The sequence below is a fragment of the Cyclobacterium plantarum genome, from assembly GCF_011290685.1.
GTDB classification, from domain to species: Bacteria; Bacteroidota; Bacteroidia; order Cytophagales; family Cyclobacteriaceae; genus Cyclobacterium; species Cyclobacterium plantarum.
In genome coordinates, this window is sequence record NZ_JAANYN010000007.1 from 290,041 (window position 1) to 306,613 (window position 16,573).

The following is a 16,573-nucleotide window of genomic DNA, read 5'->3' on the forward strand; positions in this document are numbered from 1 at the left end:
AATAGTATTAATGCACTAACGCAAAGCAGCGGAAAGAAGCAGATCAAAAGCCCCAAGAGTACTTTTTTTTTGAAAGATACATAAAAACCTGATATAGGTTTCGTAACCAGCTTGAATCCGTGCTTTTAAAAAAACCTACGAGACATATTCTTAACCTTCGAAAACTTGGCCTAATGCATTAGAGTATATGCTTAAATATCGATGTTAATAGAGAATAAAGTCTCCCAAAAAAGATCTACCTGCTCCTATCGTGCAACTAAAGAAAATTTGAATCACTGAATTAAGTTCTTAGCTAATAACTTAATATCAATGAATTAATTTTAGCTCTATAAGCCCTTGGGATAGCCAGGCAATTTTTGTATTTGGATGTATTTTTTTAGTACACTTTAATAAATACTAAGACCATGGCAATTGATGCAAGGAGACGGATCCTTAAATTGTAACCATATTATAGCCAAAAAATCATTGCCAAAACCTCTTAAATAAAAAATAACCCTTTCTCAAAAAAATAGCATTTCAAATACCCCAGCTTTAGCCAAAATTAAGGAAATTTAAGGACGTAGGATTTTTAATTGGATTCAGAAAGCAAAAATTATAAATGATTTATTGGATTTGAGATGCTCTCAAAAGCAAGAAGCGCATCATAGGTTAAAAATATTCCGGGAATCATAGGTGGTTTTTTGGAAAATCTGTATTAGAGCCATCTTTATTGGGCTAAAACCACTAAGGCTGGCGGACCGCATATTGCCTACATCTTTTAGGAAACTTATCCAAAATTCATAGCTACCAATTACGTAAAACGTGAGTGTTTATATGGAACCTCTTTTGATATTCAATTAGGGACAGAGGCTTATATTCTTTTTCCATTAAATAGGTCTTTATTGACAATATAGACTGGTTATTACTATTGGAAACGTGCCTATTTCAATACAATCAATTAGGACCAATAAAACACTCCCCTATATAATTAGACACCTATAAATAATTCCCTGATTCTTTTAATTTTTCTGGTTAACGCTTTTATACAACACATAGAAATGCAGCTTATGGAAAATGGCCTTATCTGATACTGTAAGACTGGACAAAGGGCCGGCCTCCGGGTGTCAATCCTTCTAATTTCAGACTGCCACTGTATTCCTCCAGAAATTCACCCACCTCTTCAGGATCATTTGCAATTTCATCATTGATCCTTGTAAGGATAAAACCTTCACCCAGGCCCAAGTCATTTAAATAGCCTCTGGTTAGTCCGGTGATTTTTATCCCCGCATCAATTCCATAGCGGTCTCTTTCGATGGCATTAATCTTCTCCAATTTGGCCCCAAGCAAGGGAGAAGTATAAAAGGTACGTTTGATCACCCCTGTACCACCTAGTAAATTCTGAAGCGTCAATTCTGATTTTTGGAGCTCATTCCCCCTTCGGAATTGTACCGTTATCTTATCTCCCGGATAATAATAGGACAATGCCTCTTCAAAACTTCCTTTGCCAGAGACGGGATTGCCATCGATGCCAATGATCACATCATTCACTTTGATTCCGGAATTGGCAGCTGCTCCGTCCCGGATCAAACGAGACACGATCACTCCATCCAGAGAATTAAGGTTCATTTGGTCTGCGAGTTCCGGCGTTATCTCCTCTACTTCCAAACCCGGGATGGCTTTCTGCACCTCCCCATATCGGATTAGGTCATTGGCAATTTTTGCCGCAATATCCACAGGAACCGCGAAACCATAGCCGGTATAAGAGCCGGTACGACTCAAGATAGCCGTATTGATCCCCACCAATTCCCCTTTCACATTCACCAGTGCCCCACCGGAATTTCCTGGATTGATAGGTGCATCAGTTTGTATAAAGGACTCGAGCGGAAATTCACCTCCCATGATATTTATCTGTCTTTCCTTGGCCGAGACAATCCCTGCAGTGACAGTAGAAGTGAGGTTAAATGGATTTCCAACAGCCAGGACCCATTCTCCTATCTGAAGGTTTCTGCTACTGCCAATTTCAATGGCGGGAAGGTTTTCGGCTTCAATTTTCAAAACGGCAATATCCGTATTTGCATCTGCGCCAATCAAACTTGCCTTATAAGTCCTTTTTTTATGGATTACCTCAATGGTTTCGGCCCGGTCAATCACGTGGTTATTGGTAATAATGTATCCATCCGCTGAAAAGATCACCCCTGAACCGGTGCTTACCGTTTGTTGGGGAGCTCCTTGTCCAAAGAAGTAATCAAAAACACTATACCTGCGGGAATCTGTGCCGGAAAAATTTTTAATAAATACCACTGAATTGGTACTGTTTTCTGAAGCCACAATAAAGGATTCCGGATCTACCCTGGGATGAGGAGCGGGGTTTTCAAAGGAATCAGGGGTAGTGTTTTCAATATTTGTGGTCTGGAAACCGAAATGCTGGTTGGATTCATCCCCTGAAAGTGGGAAAAATTCCTTTTCTAGGGCAAAGGTAAAAAACCATGCACCCAGGATTCCAGCCAAAAAAGAAACAACCACTAAAAGAAGGTTTTTTAGCATGACATTAAAGCTTTTTGGTAATTTACGGTAACCATGAAATGCCTGCCAATTTTTTAACAAAATTTAGCAATGACACCATCCGGAATTACTATTATTTCCCTCCTAAATTTATGCCAAAAAAAACAACCTCCTAAAAAGTGAAGAAAAAAACGTGAAAAACTGCTTTAACCTTGTAAATTTGTCAGCAGATAAAATATAGGATGTTATATGCATCAACATACTTTTTTTAGCAAGTAAAGCAAATCCATGTCTACAATTAAAAGAGTTGCCATCCTTGGCTCCACTGGCAGTATAGGTACACAAACACTGGAAGTGCTCTCTCAACACCCCGATAAATTTCAGGCTGAGGTACTCACTGCACAAAACAACAAAGACTTACTTATCAAACAGGCACTGGCATTTAAGCCAAACGTGGTGGTCATAGGCAATGAAGATTTATATCAGGAGGTAAAGGAAAGCTTGTCTGCGCATCCAATTAAGGTTTATACCGGACAAAAGGCCCTTGCGGATGTAGTACAAATGGATACGGTAGATATCGTATTGACAGCTTTGGTGGGATATGCCGGTCTCCTACCCACATTAAAAGCCATAGAGGCCGGAAAACCCATTGCTCTGGCAAATAAAGAAACCATGGTAGTGGCAGGGGACCTGGTCACACAATTGGCCAAAAAGAAAGCGGTCAACATCTTCCCGGTTGATTCAGAGCATTCGGCAATATTCCAATGTTTGGTGGGGGAATTTCACAATCCCATAGAAAAAGTAATCCTTACGGCCTCAGGGGGACCCTTTCGGGGAAAGAACAGGGACTACCTGAGCAGGGTAACCAAAGCCCAGGCCCTGAAACACCCCAATTGGGATATGGGAGCGAAAATCACCATTGACTCTGCCTCAATGATGAATAAAGGCCTTGAAGTGATAGAAGCCAAATGGCTATTTGGATTGGAAATAGACCAGGTTGAGGTCGTCGTACACCCCCAATCCATCATTCACTCACTGGTCCAATTTGAAGATAGTTCTATAAAAGCACAACTTGGCTTACCGGATATGCGTATTCCTATCCAGTTTGCTTTGTCCTATCCGGACCGGGTGAAATCAAATTTTCCCCGCTTTGATTTCATGGATTATCCAAACCTGCAATTTGAAAAACCTGACATGGAAACCTTTAAAAATTTGGGTCTGGCTTTTGCTGCACTCAAAAAAGGAGGGAACGCAGCTTGTACCCTAAATGCTGCCAACGAAATTGTGGTGGCAGCATTTTTGCAGGACAGAATCAGGTTCCTTGAAATGTCAGACCTAATTGAACAGACAATGGAAAAGATTGGTTTTATAGAAAGGCCTGGCCTGGATGATCTAATCCAAACAGACAAAGAAACCAGAATATTAACAGAACAAATCATCAGTAGATTATAAATAATGGATACATTAATAATGGTAGCGCAATTGCTACTAGGCTTGTCAATTTTGGTGGGTCTTCATGAATTGGGACATTTGCTGGCAGCAAAGATGTTTGGAATGAGAGTCGAGAAATTCTCCATAGGATTTCCACCAAAAATAGCCGGATTCAAATGGAAAGAAACAGAATATTCCATTGGTGCTATCCCGTTGGGTGGATTTGTTAAAATTTCCGGCATGGTTGATGAATCTCTGGATTCCGAGCAAATGTCAGCTGAACCCCAGCCTTGGGAATTCCGCTCCAAACCTGCCTGGCAGCGTTTAATAGTTATGTTGGGAGGCATATTTGTGAATGTGGTAACAGGTATTATCATCTTTGTCCTTTTGGTTTACAGCAAAGGAGAAACCTATTTTTCACGGGATCAGGTAATAGAGCACGGGATTGTAGCATACGATATCGGTGAGCAAATTGGTCTGCAGGATGGGGATAAAATATTAGATATTAACGGTGTTCCTTATGAGTCATTAAATGATCTCAGTAGTGGCGATGCCCTTTTAAGCTCCGGAGGCTTCTATACCATAGAAAGAGATGGAGAACGCATGCAGATAGCCATTCCTCATGGTTTTATCAATTCCTTTTCCAACGAGGAAAGCATGTCCAATTTTATCAATATCAGGTTTCCTTTTGCCGTTCTGGAGACAAGTCCTGATGGTTTTGCCAGAGAGGCTGGATTGCAGAAAGGGGATAAAATACTTGCGGTAAATGACAATGAAACGAATTACTTCAATGATTTACAGTCAGTACTGGCTGAAAATAAGGGAGAAAAGGTCACCCTTACTATCGAAAGAGAAGGACAGGAATTGCTAACAGATGTCAAAGTTAGTGAGGATGGCACCATTGGTATCGCAGTAGATAATTTACTGGAACCGGTACGCAAAAAATATTCTTTTGCACAATCCATACCTCTGGGTACGGAAAGGGCTTTTAGCATTGTTATTATCAATGCCCGGGCCATGGGAAAAATGTTTACCGGGGAAGTTTCCACAAAGAATGTAAGTGGCCCTATAGGCATGGCCAAGATTTATGGATCCACCTGGGATTGGACGAAATTTTGGTCGATTACAGGTTTGATCTCCATGATATTGGCTTTCATGAATTTATTGCCGATACCTGCGCTGGATGGTGGACACGTGATGTTTTTAATGTATGAAATGATTTCCGGCCGAAGCCCATCCGACCGTTTCCTGGAAAATGCCCAGAAAGTAGGAATGGTATTGCTTTTGGCCATCATGGTATTTGCAATTGGTAACGATATTCTCAAACTATTTACGGGAACCTGACCTTTTAAGCAGATTGCTTTGTTACTCCTTGATGGGATCTCATAACATTAGTTGGTTTGGATTTTTAAATCACTGACAATTTGTTACCAGGATCAACTTGGCATAAGCCTTGGTTAATCTTAATACAATCTCTAAACTCAAGGGGATTTTTCTTATATTAAAAAAATAACATGACAGGATACCTGTCATTATGTCTGTATGAGCAATAACGACAATCAATTATATCATTCATTAATGTTAGGCGATTATTCAGGAGAGGGTGATCTGATACAACTGATTACTGATGATGATGATGAAGGCACGTTGAAAGATGAAAATTTCCCAAAAGAAATTCCTATTCTTTCCGTAAGAAACACGGTGTTATTTCCCGGGGTAGTAATACCCATTACTGTTGGGAGGCAAAGATCCATTAAACTGGTTAAAAAAGCACAAAAGGGAGATAAATTAATAGGGGTCTGCGCCCAAAAAAACCCGAATATGGAAGACCCTTCCTGGGAAGACATTTATAATGTGGGCACTTTGGCCAAAATCATCAAAATGATTGTGCTTCCAGATGGCAATACCACCATTATCATACAAGGGAAAAAACGCTTTCGGATAGAAAATGAAATTACAGAAGATCCCTATTTCCTGGCCAATGTCCGGTTTTTGGAGGAAACATTCCCCAACAACAGTGAGAAGATAGAGGCGCTGGAACAATCTCTTAAGGAAGCTGCATTCAAAATATTACAGCTGAACCCTGAAATACCCAGGGAGGCTCAGGTAGCTCTGGACAATATTGACAGTACGCCTTTTCTGACCCACTTTTTATCTTCCAACATCAATGCTCCAGTAGAATCCAAGCAAAAATTACTGGAAATCAATGATGGCATTGAAAGGGCTACCCTGCTGCTGGAGTTCATGATGAAGGACATCCAAATGCTGGAGCTGAAAAGTGAGATCCAGAAAAAAGTCCATACAGACATTGACCAGCAACAAAGAGATTATTTCCTCAGACAACAGATGAAGGTCCTTCAGACCGAATTGGGAGAAGAAGGCCCGGAAAAGGAGGTAGAAGAATTACGGTCCAGGGGGAAAAGGAAGAAATGGCCCAAAGAGGTGGGGATTCAATTCAACAAAGAATTGGATAAAATCCTCAGAATGAATCCGGCAGCTGCAGAATATCCGATTGCCCTGAATTATGTGGAGGTTTTGGTAGATTTACCCTGGAATGAATTCACCACCGATAATTTCGACCTGAAGAGGGCTAAAAAAATCCTGGACCGGGATCATTCAGGACTGGATAAAGTAAAGGAAAGGATCATCGAATACCTCGCTGTTCTGAAACTCAAGCGGGACCTGAAAGGACCTATTTTATGTCTTTACGGCCCTCCCGGGGTAGGTAAAACCTCACTGGGAAAATCCATTGCCAAAGCATTGGGCAGGAAATATGTACGCATGTCACTGGGTGGACTCCATGATGAGGCCGAAATCAGGGGCCATAGAAAAACCTACGTAGGTGCCATGCCTGGAAAAATTCTCCAAAACATGAAAAAAGGAAAGTCTTCAAATCCTGTATTCGTTTTGGATGAAATTGATAAACTGAGTTCTGATTTCAGAGGGGATCCCTCATCGGCTTTCCTGGAAGTGCTGGATCCGGAACAGAATAATGCCTTTGTGGACAATTACCTTGATCTGGAATATGATTTGTCCAAGGTGCTTTTCATTGCAACAGCCAATACGCTGGAAACCCTTCAGCCGGCCTTAAGGGATCGCATGGAAATCATCGAAGTGACGGGGTACACCATGGAAGAAAAAGTGGAAATTGCCAAAAAACATTTGGTGCCCAAACAACGCAAAGAACATGGTTTGAAGGCGAAAGATATTGTTTTCTCCCATGAATCATTGGTGAAAATCATTGAAGACTATACCAGAGAGTCGGGAGTCAGAAGCCTGGAAAGGCAAATAGGTAAGGTGGTAAGAAATATTACCAAGTCCATTGCCACAGAGGAAGAGTACCAGAAAAAAATCACCCCACAGCAGGTTAGAAAAATACTGGGCGGTGAAGTGTTTGACAAGGAAATTTATCAGGACAATTCCCTGGCGGGAGTGGTAACCGGTCTTGCCTGGACTTCAGTAGGCGGGGAAATACTCTTCATTGAGGCCAGTATCAGCCGGGGAAAAGGAAAACTTACCCTTTCCGGTCAATTGGGGGATGTCATGAAAGAATCTGCCATGACGGCAATTTCTTATTTAAAATCCCAGGCAGAGAGCTTAAATATCGATCATAGGGTATTTGATCAGTATGACTTGCACATTCACGTACCTGCGGGAGCTGTCCCCAAAGACGGGCCGTCGGCAGGGATTACCATGCTTACCGCTATAGCCTCCGTATACACGCAGAGAAAAGTACGATCCAGACTGGCCATGACTGGAGAAATCACCTTAAGAGGTAAAGTGATGCCAGTCGGCGGAATTAAAGAAAAAATCCTGGCCGCCAAAAGAGCCGGAATAGACGACATTATCCTCTGTAAAAGAAACATGCGAGACATTGAGGAAATCGACGAAAGCTACCTGAAAGGAGTTCAATTTCATTTCGTAGACCATGTCAGTGAAGTCTTGGATATTGCACTGCTGAAAGAAACTGTAGCTCACCCTGTCAAGTTTACTTTTGATAATGAAGCCAGTAAATCCAGGGAAAACTAAAAATGGAAAACATGAATCATTTGACACCAAAGCAAATAGTTGCTGAATTGGATAAATACATCATTGGCCAAAATGATGCCAAACGAAATGTAGCCATTGCCTTAAGAAACAGGATCAGGCGGCTGATGGTCAAGTCCGAGCTTCAAAAAGATATTGTTCCCAACAACATACTGATGATTGGCTCCACCGGGGTGGGTAAAACCGAAATAGCCCGCAGGCTGGCTAAAATCGCCAATGCCCCATTTACCAAGGTAGAGGCCTCCAAATTTACTGAAGTAGGCTACGTGGGGCGGGATGTGGAATCTATGGTCAGGGATCTGGTGGAACAGGCAGTGAACCTGGTAAAGGAAGCCAAAAACGAAGAAGTAAAAGAAAAAGCTGCGATCATTGTTGAAGATATGCTTTTGGATATCCTGATTCCTCCGGTTAAGGGCAAAGGGTTTAGCCATTCCTCCGGTAAAGATGATTTCAATCCTGACAATGCCACCGAACAGGAGCTCAATGAAAAAACGAGAGAGCGTTTTAAAGAAAAATTGAAAGCCGGTGAACTGGAAGACAGAAAAATTGAAATCAATGTCAAGCAGTCTTCCTCCTCTGGTATAGGCATGATCGGGAATGGCATGATGGATGAAGCCAGCATGGCAGGCCTTCAGGACATGCTCAGCAATATGATGCCCAAGCGTACAAAAAAGAGAAAGGTCTCCATTGCAGAAGCAAGAAAAATCCTCATGGAGGAAGAAGCTTCCAAATTAATCGATTTTGATGAAGTGAAGGAACAAGCCATCAAACTCGCTGAAAACAACGGGATCATTTTTATTGATGAAATCGATAAAATTGCTTCCGGATCAGGCAAAAACGGAGGAGGCCCCGATGTGAGCAGGGAAGGTGTGCAAAGAGATCTTTTACCTATTGTGGAAGGGAGTGCCGTAAACACCAAATACGGGTTGGTGCATACCGACCATGTATTATTCATTGCCGCAGGTGCTTTCCACGTAAGCAAGCCCTCAGACCTTATACCAGAGCTTCAGGGCAGGTTTCCCATACGTGTAGAGTTGACCAGCCTTACCCAGGAGGATTTTTATAAAATCCTTAAAGATCCAAAAAATGCCCTGACCAAGCAATACCAGGCTTTATTTGAATCTGAGCAGGTTTATTTGGAATACACAGATGATGCCATTCAGGAGATCGCTACCCTGGCCTTCAGCATTAACGAGGAGGTAGAAAATATCGGTGCCCGAAGATTGCACACGGTAATGAGTCATCTTTTGAATGATTTTCTATTTGAAGTTCCTGATACCATCCAACCCAATAGCAAAATCATGATTACCAAAGAAATGGTTCAGGAAAGACTCAGTTCCCTGGTAAAAAACCGGGACCTTTCCCAATACATATTGTAATAAGTCCTTTAATGCACTTGAATTACCCTTTGGGTACAATTCCAGAGGGCAACATGGGTAAGCGATTGATTTTAACACCAACGGCATCATCAATGGCATTCCGTATAGCAGGAGCAATACAAACGATCGGTGCCTCTCCTGCACCAGAGGACGGCAGGTCTTTTCTATTTACCAATTTCACCCTCATGTCAGGCACATCCTTAAACCTTGGAACCCGGTAGGAGGACAGAAAGGCATTGGAGATGTCTCCGTCTTTGAAATCCACGGACTCAAAAAGAGCTCCTCCCAACCCCTGAAGCACGCAACCTGTCACCTGGCTCTCCAGATGTCTGGGGTTAATGATGGCACCACATTCAAAGGAGGTTACGGCTTTAATAATTTTCAATTCCCTGCTTTCAGGGTGGACAGATATTTCGGCAAAGGTCGCCACAAACCCTCCTTTTACAGCTCCACAAGCCATTCCAAACCCATGGTTTTCATTAATCTTGGTTCGCTTCCAGCCAAATTCCCCGGCAGCTGCTTTAATAACTGCCTCCAGCCTGTCATTGTCCAGATTATTTAACCGGAATTGAAGGGGATCTGCGCCCAACTTTCCGGCAAGATCATTGATGGTGGATTCCATGGCAAATATATTGGCCGTGGAGGCCAGGGCCCTATAGGACCCCTGTCTTAAGGGCGTATCGGACCGGTGGTATTCCTGGTGTTTGTTGCTACCTTTATATGGCAGGTCGATGCCCGCCCCACCTGAGTTGTAATTGTGAAATTCCCAGGAAGTGATTCCTTGTTCGCTGGCAGCCCCTTTTACCCTGATAAATCCTGCAGGTCTGAAATAAGCCCATTTAAATTCTTCTTCCCTGGTCCAGTTGACTTTGACTGGTTTTCCGGTAGCCTTTGAGAGTATGGCGGCTTCAACACCGGCCTCACCGGTATGTTTACCCCCATATCCCGAACCGGTATCCGGCATGTATACGCGTATTTGCTCTCCGGGAAGGTTAAAAGCCCTTTCCAGCTCCTCCTGTACCCCAAAAGGACGTTGGGTTCCTGTCCAGACTTCAAGCTTATCTCCTGTCCATTGGGCCAGTCCGGCTCTTGGTTCCAGGGGTACGTGGGCAATATACTGTACCTCAAAATCCTGCTCAATTTTATGGGCTGCTTCCTCAAAGGCCCTGCTTACCTGTGGATTAATGGCATCGCCTTCTTCAGCACTGCTCACCAGGTGATCGAAAAGCTGATTCCTGGAAACCTGGGGGCTTCTTTCCCAATCGGCTTCAATGCTGGCCAGAGCCATGGCTGCAGTTCGGGAATTTTTGGCGGCCACACCTATGAAATCTCCATCTCTCACTACCTGAACTCCCGGTATGCTGGATGCTTTATCTGTATCTGCGCGCTTCAATTTCGCCCCCTGCACAGGAGGTCTGAGTACTTTGCCATAAAGCATTTCGGGAAGGACCATGTCTGAAACATACCGGTGCTTGCCCGTAATAAAATCCCTGCCATTTATCTTTGGAACAGAAGTTCCTGATATCTTCCATTTGGACGGTTCGATAGTGGGTACATCCTCATCCATTTTTTGAAGCAGGTTTTTACCTTTAGCCAAATCTCCGTAGCTCAGCTTTTTCCCGTTGTTTGGATGCTGGATCATTCCCTGCTCCATATCAAGGCTGATCTCTCCCAGTTTCCATTCCTGCCGGGCCTGCTGCAATAGTATCTCGCGAAGATTCGCAGCTGCTTTCCTCAATATGGGGGCCATCTGTGGCGTGGTCAAACTTCCGTAAGTACCCCTGTCATAAGGCGTAAGCTGGGTGTCTCCCATCACCAGAGTAATGGATGAGACCGGAAGAAAAAGTTCCTCGGCCACAACCTGAGTAAGGGAGGTACGGATATTTTGACCTACTTCTACTTTTCCGGTGAAGACCGTTATTTCTCCGGATGCTGACAAGTGAATCCATGAGGAAAGCTGATCCGAAGAGGGGAAATTGTCTTCATCCGTGGTCAATATTCCGGATGCCAGATAATCAGTCCAAACAAAATAGGTAGCAATCCCGGCACCCATATATTTGAAAAAACTTCTTCTGCTTAGCCCTTCTCCGGGTATTTTATTTTCGAAAGCCCTTTTTTCTTTCTGCTTGGTCCGCTCTTTTTTCATCACGCTTTGTCCTTATGGGTTATTTTACTCAGTGCACTGACAATTTTGGGGTAAGTACAGCATCGGCAAATGTTACCGTTCATTCCTTCTATTATTTCCTGTTCACTCAATTGTTGCCTATTTTCCAATAAGGCAACAGCTGTTAAAATCATACCCGGAGCGCAGTAGCTGCATTGAAAGACATCCTCTTCCATCAACACTTTTTGCACGGGATGCAATTCCCCTTCTTTCTCCAATCCTTCAATTGTGATGATATTTTTACCTTGTGCTGCCGTTGCGGGAGTGATGCAGGATGGAGTGGGTGTTCCATTGATCAGCACCTTACAGGCTCCGCATGCAGCTTCCCCACAACCATATTTTGTACCGGTAAGGTCGAGCTGTTCCCTAAGCACTTCCAATAAACTGGGATTCCCATCAACTTCCACAGCATATTCTCTGTCATTCACATTTATCCTCATGGTAGACTTTTTAATTTTCTTAAACGTTTTTAATTTAAAGAAATAATGCCGGAAATACAATTCAACACCTATATACACTGTTTTTAGGGCCTTCAACTCCAATTATTTTTTATATATCCAAAAAATCTTTGGTGGACCAGCACTTTTTAAATAATTTTGCCCTTCTAAATTTGCTAAGGTATTGACCGGTTTTAAAAAGGCAATAGTTTATAAACCAGGATTCGCCATTTAATTCTGTCCTTTCAATATACATTTACGACAGTCCTACCCGATTCCTACATGAGACTAGAATACTTCAAATGAAAAAAAGAGCTGTAATTACAGGAGTACATGCTTGGGTACCCCCCTATGTGCTGGGCAACAAAGAATTGGAAACCATGGTGGATACCAATGATGAATGGATAACCAGCAGAACAGGCATCAAGGAAAGAAGGATCCTCAAAGGTGAAAACCAGGGCACCTCTGTAATTGGTACCGAAGCAGTAAAAGGGCTGTTGGAAAAGACCGGCACTGATCCGGAGGACATAGATTTGATCATCTGCGCCACGGTTACCCCAGACATGCTTTTTCCTGCCACGGCCAATATTGTGGCGCACAATGTAGGCGCGAAAAACAGCTATAGTTTTGACATTTCAGCCGCCTGTTCCGGATTTTTGTATGCCCTTACCATAGGTAGTCAATTTATAGAAACGGGTGCCCATAAAAAGGTAATCATCATCGGGGCCGACAAAATGTCATCCATTGTCAATTACCAGGACCGGACTACCTGCATCATATTTGGAGATGGGGGTGGGGCCGTATTGCTTGAGCCTACTGAAGAGCCTTTGGGAATAATGGATTCCCTGCTGCATACGGATGGCTCGGGCGCTGATTTCCTTCACATGCGGGCAGGAGGCAGTAGAAAACCGGCCACACTTGAAACAGTAAAAAACAGAGAGCACTATGTCTTTCAGGAGGGGTCCACTGTATTCAAATTTGCCGTGACCAAAATGGCAGATGTAAGTGCCAAAATAATGAAAAAAAACAATCTCATTTCGGAGGATGTGGCCTGGCTTGTTCCTCATCAGGCCAACAAGAGAATCATTGATGCCACCGCCAACAGAATGGGAATAGGGCCTGAAAAGGTGATGCTCAATATTGAAAAATACGGAAATACCACGGCTGGAACACTTCCGTTATGTCTTTGGGATTACGAATCTCAACTTAAAAAAGGAGACAACCTTATTTTGGCTGCTTTTGGTGGTGGATTTACCTGGGGAGCAGTATATTTGAAGTGGGGATACGACCCTAAATAATATTTAAATCAAAAAACCGCACATGGCAAGCACTGCTGACTTTAAAAATGGGCTTTGTCTGGAATTTAACCATGACATCATGACCATAGTAGAATTCCAACATGTAAAACCTGGTAAAGGCCCTGCATTTGTCAGGACAAAGTTAAAAAGCCTGACCTCAGGAAAAGTATTGGACAAAACCTTCAGTTCAGGCGAAAAGGTGATTACTGCCAGGGTAGAGAAAAGACCCCATCAATATATCTATAATGACGATATGGGGTACCACTTTATGGATATGGAAACATTTGAACAAATACCCATTGAAGTGAAACTCATAGAAAGACCGGAATTGCTAAAAGAAGGTCAGATGGTGGACATTTTAATTCATGATGAAACGGAAAGACCCCTGGGTGTCGAATTACCTCCATTTGTGGAATTGATGGTGACATATACAGAACCAGGTATCAAAGGAGATACCGCAACCAACACTTTAAAACCCGCAACGCTGGAAACAGGAGCTATAGTGATGGTACCCCTTTTTGTGGAGCAGGATATCATGATCAAGGTAGATACCCGGGACGGTTCCTATTCGGAGAGAGTGAAATAAGGCAGATTATTGAATAAAAATTAATTATTTTACATAGTTTTACCATATCACATCCAGAATATAAGAACAGGGAATCCCTATAAATGGGTGCAACTCTCAAATAAAACGTTTTATGAAAGCAAAAGAAATACAAGAATTAATAGACTTTATTTCCAATTCCGGCTTGGCAGAGGTAAAAATAGAAACAGATGAGTTCAAGCTTTCCATCAAGAAAAATTCCGAAGCCCCTGCAGCAAAAAATGTAGAAAACTACTACACCCAGGCCCAGCCAAACCCGGTACAGGAACCAGAACCTGCGCCAAAAAGAAATACCACAGAAAGTGAGGAAACCTCAGGTCAGCAGCTTTTGGAAGTCAAATCCCCGATGATCGGTACCTTTTACAGGTCTGCCAATCCAGATTCTGACTTCTTTGTCAATATTGGAGATACCATTCAAAAAGGTCAAACGGTTTGTATCATTGAAGCCATGAAACTTTTCAACGAGGTAGAATCCGAAATCTCAGGAAAAATTGTTAAAGTGTTGGTAGAGGATGCTTCACCGGTTGAATATGACCAGCCCCTTTTCCTGATTGAGCCCCAGAATTGATTGTTTTTTCAACCAAATTGACCATAAAAAGTGTTTAACAAAATATTAATAGCCAATAGAGGGGAAATAGCATTACGTATTATCCGTACCTGTAAGGAGATGGGAGTAAAAACAGTGGCGGTATATTCAACAGCAGATAAGGATAGCTTGCATGTACGATTTGCTGATGAAGCTGTTTGCATTGGCTCCCCTGCCAGCAAGGACTCCTACCTGAATATTCCAAGGATCATTGCGGCAGCGGAAATTACCAATGCTGATGCCATCCACCCAGGCTATGGCTTTCTTTCCGAAAACGCTGAATTTTCACGGATTTGTGAAGAATACAATATCAAATTTATTGGTGCCAGTCCGGAAATGATCAACCAAATGGGGGATAAAGCCACTGCTAAAGCTACTATGGCAGCAGCCGGTGTCCCTACTATTCCTGGCTCGGAAGGTTTGGTAGGCTCCATAGATGAAGGACTTTCCCTGGCTGATGAAATCGGATATCCCGTAATCCTGAAAGCCACTGCCGGTGGTGGAGGCAAAGGTATGCGGATTGTCAAAGAACCCGCTGGATTCAAAAAGGCCTGGGATGATGCCCGACAGGAATCAGCAGCAGCATTTGGCAATAATGGTCTGTACCTGGAAAAATTCGTAGAAGAACCCCGGCATATAGAGATACAGATCATAGGAGATTCCAGAGGAAAAGCCTGTCATCTCTCTGAAAGGGACTGTTCTATCCAAAGAAGACACCAAAAACTAGTTGAAGAAACACCATCCCCATTTATAACAGATGAATTGAGGGAGAAAATGGGACAGGCTGCCATCAAAGGGGCAGAAGCCATTGCCTATGAAGGAGCTGGTACCATCGAGTTTCTCGTTGATAAAAACCGGAATTTTTATTTCATGGAGATGAATACCCGGATTCAGGTAGAACATCCGATAACGGAGGAAGTGACGGATTTTGACCTGATCAAAGAACAGATCAAAGTAGCGGCCGGGGAGCCCATCAGTGGGAAAAATTATTTCCCTAAACTATTTGCCATGGAATGCCGGATCAATGCTGAAGATCCCAGCAACGGTTTCAGGCCCAGCCCCGGTAAGATCGTAAACCTGCACTTGCCTGGAGGAAAGGGAGTGCGTATTGACAGTCATGTCTATGCTGGTTATGTTATACCCCCAAATTACGACTCCATGATCGCCAAATTAATCGTAAGCGGCCAATCCAGAGAAGAAGTAATTGTACGGATGAAACGGGCCCTGGAGGAATTCGTCATAGATGGTATCAAAACCACTATCCCATTCCACCTGACCTTACTGGAGGATCCAGCGTTTAATTCCGGTAACTTTACAACCAAATTTTTGGATGATTTTGACTTTTCAAAAATAAAACCTCATTAAACTTTAATTAATATTGGTTCAAGATCAAAAATAGGGAAGGCTTTTCACTTCCCTGTTTTTGATGAATTTTTTCCATTTATAAAACATAATACCACTCAGCTAAGATTTCGCCCTCATTTCCATTTTCCGCTTGTTATTACAGAGATAATTTGTGAAATTGTTGATTATTAACAATTTAAGCGAAAAAGGAATTTATGCTTAGGCAGCCAATATATTTTATTTTCTTTTTATCTGTGTTATCAAGTGCCTGTTCGGAAAAACCATCTTCCGGAATATCACTCGATTCAGGAGACCAGGTCAGCTATAATTTTCATGTCAGGCCGATCCTTTCGGACAATTGTTTTGCCTGTCACGGGCCGGACGAAAACAAGCGTGAGTCCGGTCTCCGTCTGGACATGGCAGAGAGTGCCTACGCGGCGCTGAAGGAAAACCCGGGGGCCCATGCCATCGTGCCCGGCAAGCCGGCCGCCTCCGAGGTGGTCAGAAGGCTGGAGACCAGCGATGAGACCGAAATGATGCCACCGCCGGATTCCAACCTCAAGCTCACCGAGGAAGAAAAAGAGACCATCAGAAAATGGATCAAACAGGGTGCAGCCTACGAACCCCACTGGGCATTCGTGCCGCCCGTCAAATCGGATCTTCCCGAAGTATCTGATCCGGAATGGGCGCAACATGAAATCGACCACTTTATCCTGGCAAAGCTAGACAGACTCGGGCTGAAGCCAAACCTCCCCGCAGACAAAATGCACCTGCTCAAAAGGCTGAGCATAGACCTGACCGG

12 protein-coding genes are annotated in these 16,573 nt (G+C 43.1%); 9 read left to right on the forward strand and 3 right to left on the reverse strand.

Going from position 1 to position 16,573, the window contains the following annotated elements; all coding sequences use genetic code 11:
• Positions 1 to 1,059: 1,059 nt before the first annotated feature.
• Positions 1,060 to 2,523 carry a S1C family serine protease gene (locus G9Q97_RS17420; RefSeq protein WP_166149105.1) on the reverse strand — a complete coding sequence of 488 codons (1,464 nt, stop codon included), beginning with the start codon at positions 2,521 to 2,523 and terminating at the stop codon, positions 1,060 to 1,062.
• Between the two features lie 246 nt (positions 2,524 to 2,769).
• Between G9Q97_RS17420 and G9Q97_RS17425 the strand changes: the two genes are divergently transcribed.
• The 4 genes from G9Q97_RS17425 (at position 2,770) to hslU (ending at position 9,338) form a co-directional block, all read left to right on the forward strand.
• A complete protein-coding gene (locus tag G9Q97_RS17425; RefSeq protein ID WP_166149107.1) occupies positions 2,770 to 3,933 on the forward strand; it encodes a 1-deoxy-D-xylulose-5-phosphate reductoisomerase in 1,164 nt (387 codons plus the stop codon).
• A 3-nt stretch (positions 3,934 to 3,936) separates the two neighbouring features.
• Complete coding sequence (gene rseP / locus G9Q97_RS17430) at positions 3,937 to 5,256, forward strand: RIP metalloprotease RseP (RefSeq protein WP_166149109.1); 1,320 nt, start codon at positions 3,937 to 3,939, stop codon at positions 5,254 to 5,256.
• Positions 5,257 to 5,454: 198 nt separating this feature from the next.
• Positions 5,455 to 7,941, forward strand: coding sequence for an endopeptidase La (lon, locus tag G9Q97_RS17435; RefSeq protein ID WP_166149111.1), 2,487 nt, complete (start codon positions 5,455 to 5,457; stop codon positions 7,939 to 7,941).
• A 2-nt stretch (positions 7,942 to 7,943) separates the two neighbouring features.
• The gene (hslU, locus tag G9Q97_RS17440) at positions 7,944 to 9,338 is read left to right on the forward strand and encodes an ATP-dependent protease ATPase subunit HslU (RefSeq protein WP_166149113.1); all 1,395 of its coding nucleotides are present in this window, start codon (positions 7,944 to 7,946) and stop codon (positions 9,336 to 9,338) included.
• 22 nt (positions 9,339 to 9,360) lie between these two features.
• Here the strand turns inward: hslU and G9Q97_RS17445 are convergent, their stop codons facing one another.
• Together G9Q97_RS17445 and G9Q97_RS17450 are read right to left on the reverse strand one after the other, a co-directional pair.
• On the reverse strand, positions 9,361 to 11,484 hold the full coding sequence (locus G9Q97_RS17445) for a xanthine dehydrogenase family protein molybdopterin-binding subunit (protein WP_166149115.1): 2,124 nt from the start codon (positions 11,482 to 11,484) through the stop codon (positions 9,361 to 9,363).
• Complete coding sequence (locus G9Q97_RS17450) at positions 11,484 to 11,942, reverse strand: (2Fe-2S)-binding protein (protein ID WP_166149117.1); 459 nt, start codon at positions 11,940 to 11,942, stop codon at positions 11,484 to 11,486. Before G9Q97_RS17450 ends, G9Q97_RS17445 begins: the two co-directional genes overlap by 1 nt.
• 299 nt (positions 11,943 to 12,241) lie before the next feature.
• On the opposite strand from G9Q97_RS17450, the gene G9Q97_RS17455 reads away from it, so the two are divergent.
• The 5 genes from G9Q97_RS17455 to G9Q97_RS17475 all read left to right on the forward strand — a co-directional run.
• Positions 12,242 to 13,237, forward strand: a complete 996-nt coding sequence (locus G9Q97_RS17455; protein WP_166149119.1) for a beta-ketoacyl-ACP synthase III — start codon at positions 12,242 to 12,244, stop codon at positions 13,235 to 13,237.
• Between the two features lie 22 nt (positions 13,238 to 13,259).
• On the forward strand, positions 13,260 to 13,823 hold the full coding sequence (efp, locus tag G9Q97_RS17460; RefSeq protein WP_166149121.1) for an elongation factor P: 564 nt from the start codon (positions 13,260 to 13,262) through the stop codon (positions 13,821 to 13,823).
• A gap of 112 nt (positions 13,824 to 13,935) precedes the next feature.
• Positions 13,936 to 14,409 carry an acetyl-CoA carboxylase biotin carboxyl carrier protein gene (gene accB, locus G9Q97_RS17465; RefSeq protein WP_166149123.1) on the forward strand — a complete coding sequence of 158 codons (474 nt, stop codon included), beginning with the start codon at positions 13,936 to 13,938 and terminating at the stop codon, positions 14,407 to 14,409.
• Positions 14,410 to 14,439: 30 nt separating this feature from the next.
• Positions 14,440 to 15,792, forward strand: a complete 1,353-nt coding sequence (gene accC, locus G9Q97_RS17470; RefSeq protein ID WP_166149125.1) for an acetyl-CoA carboxylase biotin carboxylase subunit — start codon at positions 14,440 to 14,442, stop codon at positions 15,790 to 15,792.
• A 194-nt stretch (positions 15,793 to 15,986) separates the two neighbouring features.
• The coding region (locus G9Q97_RS17475; RefSeq protein ID WP_317168777.1) for a c-type cytochrome domain-containing protein at positions 15,987 to 16,573 on the forward strand (587 nt) is incomplete at its 3' end.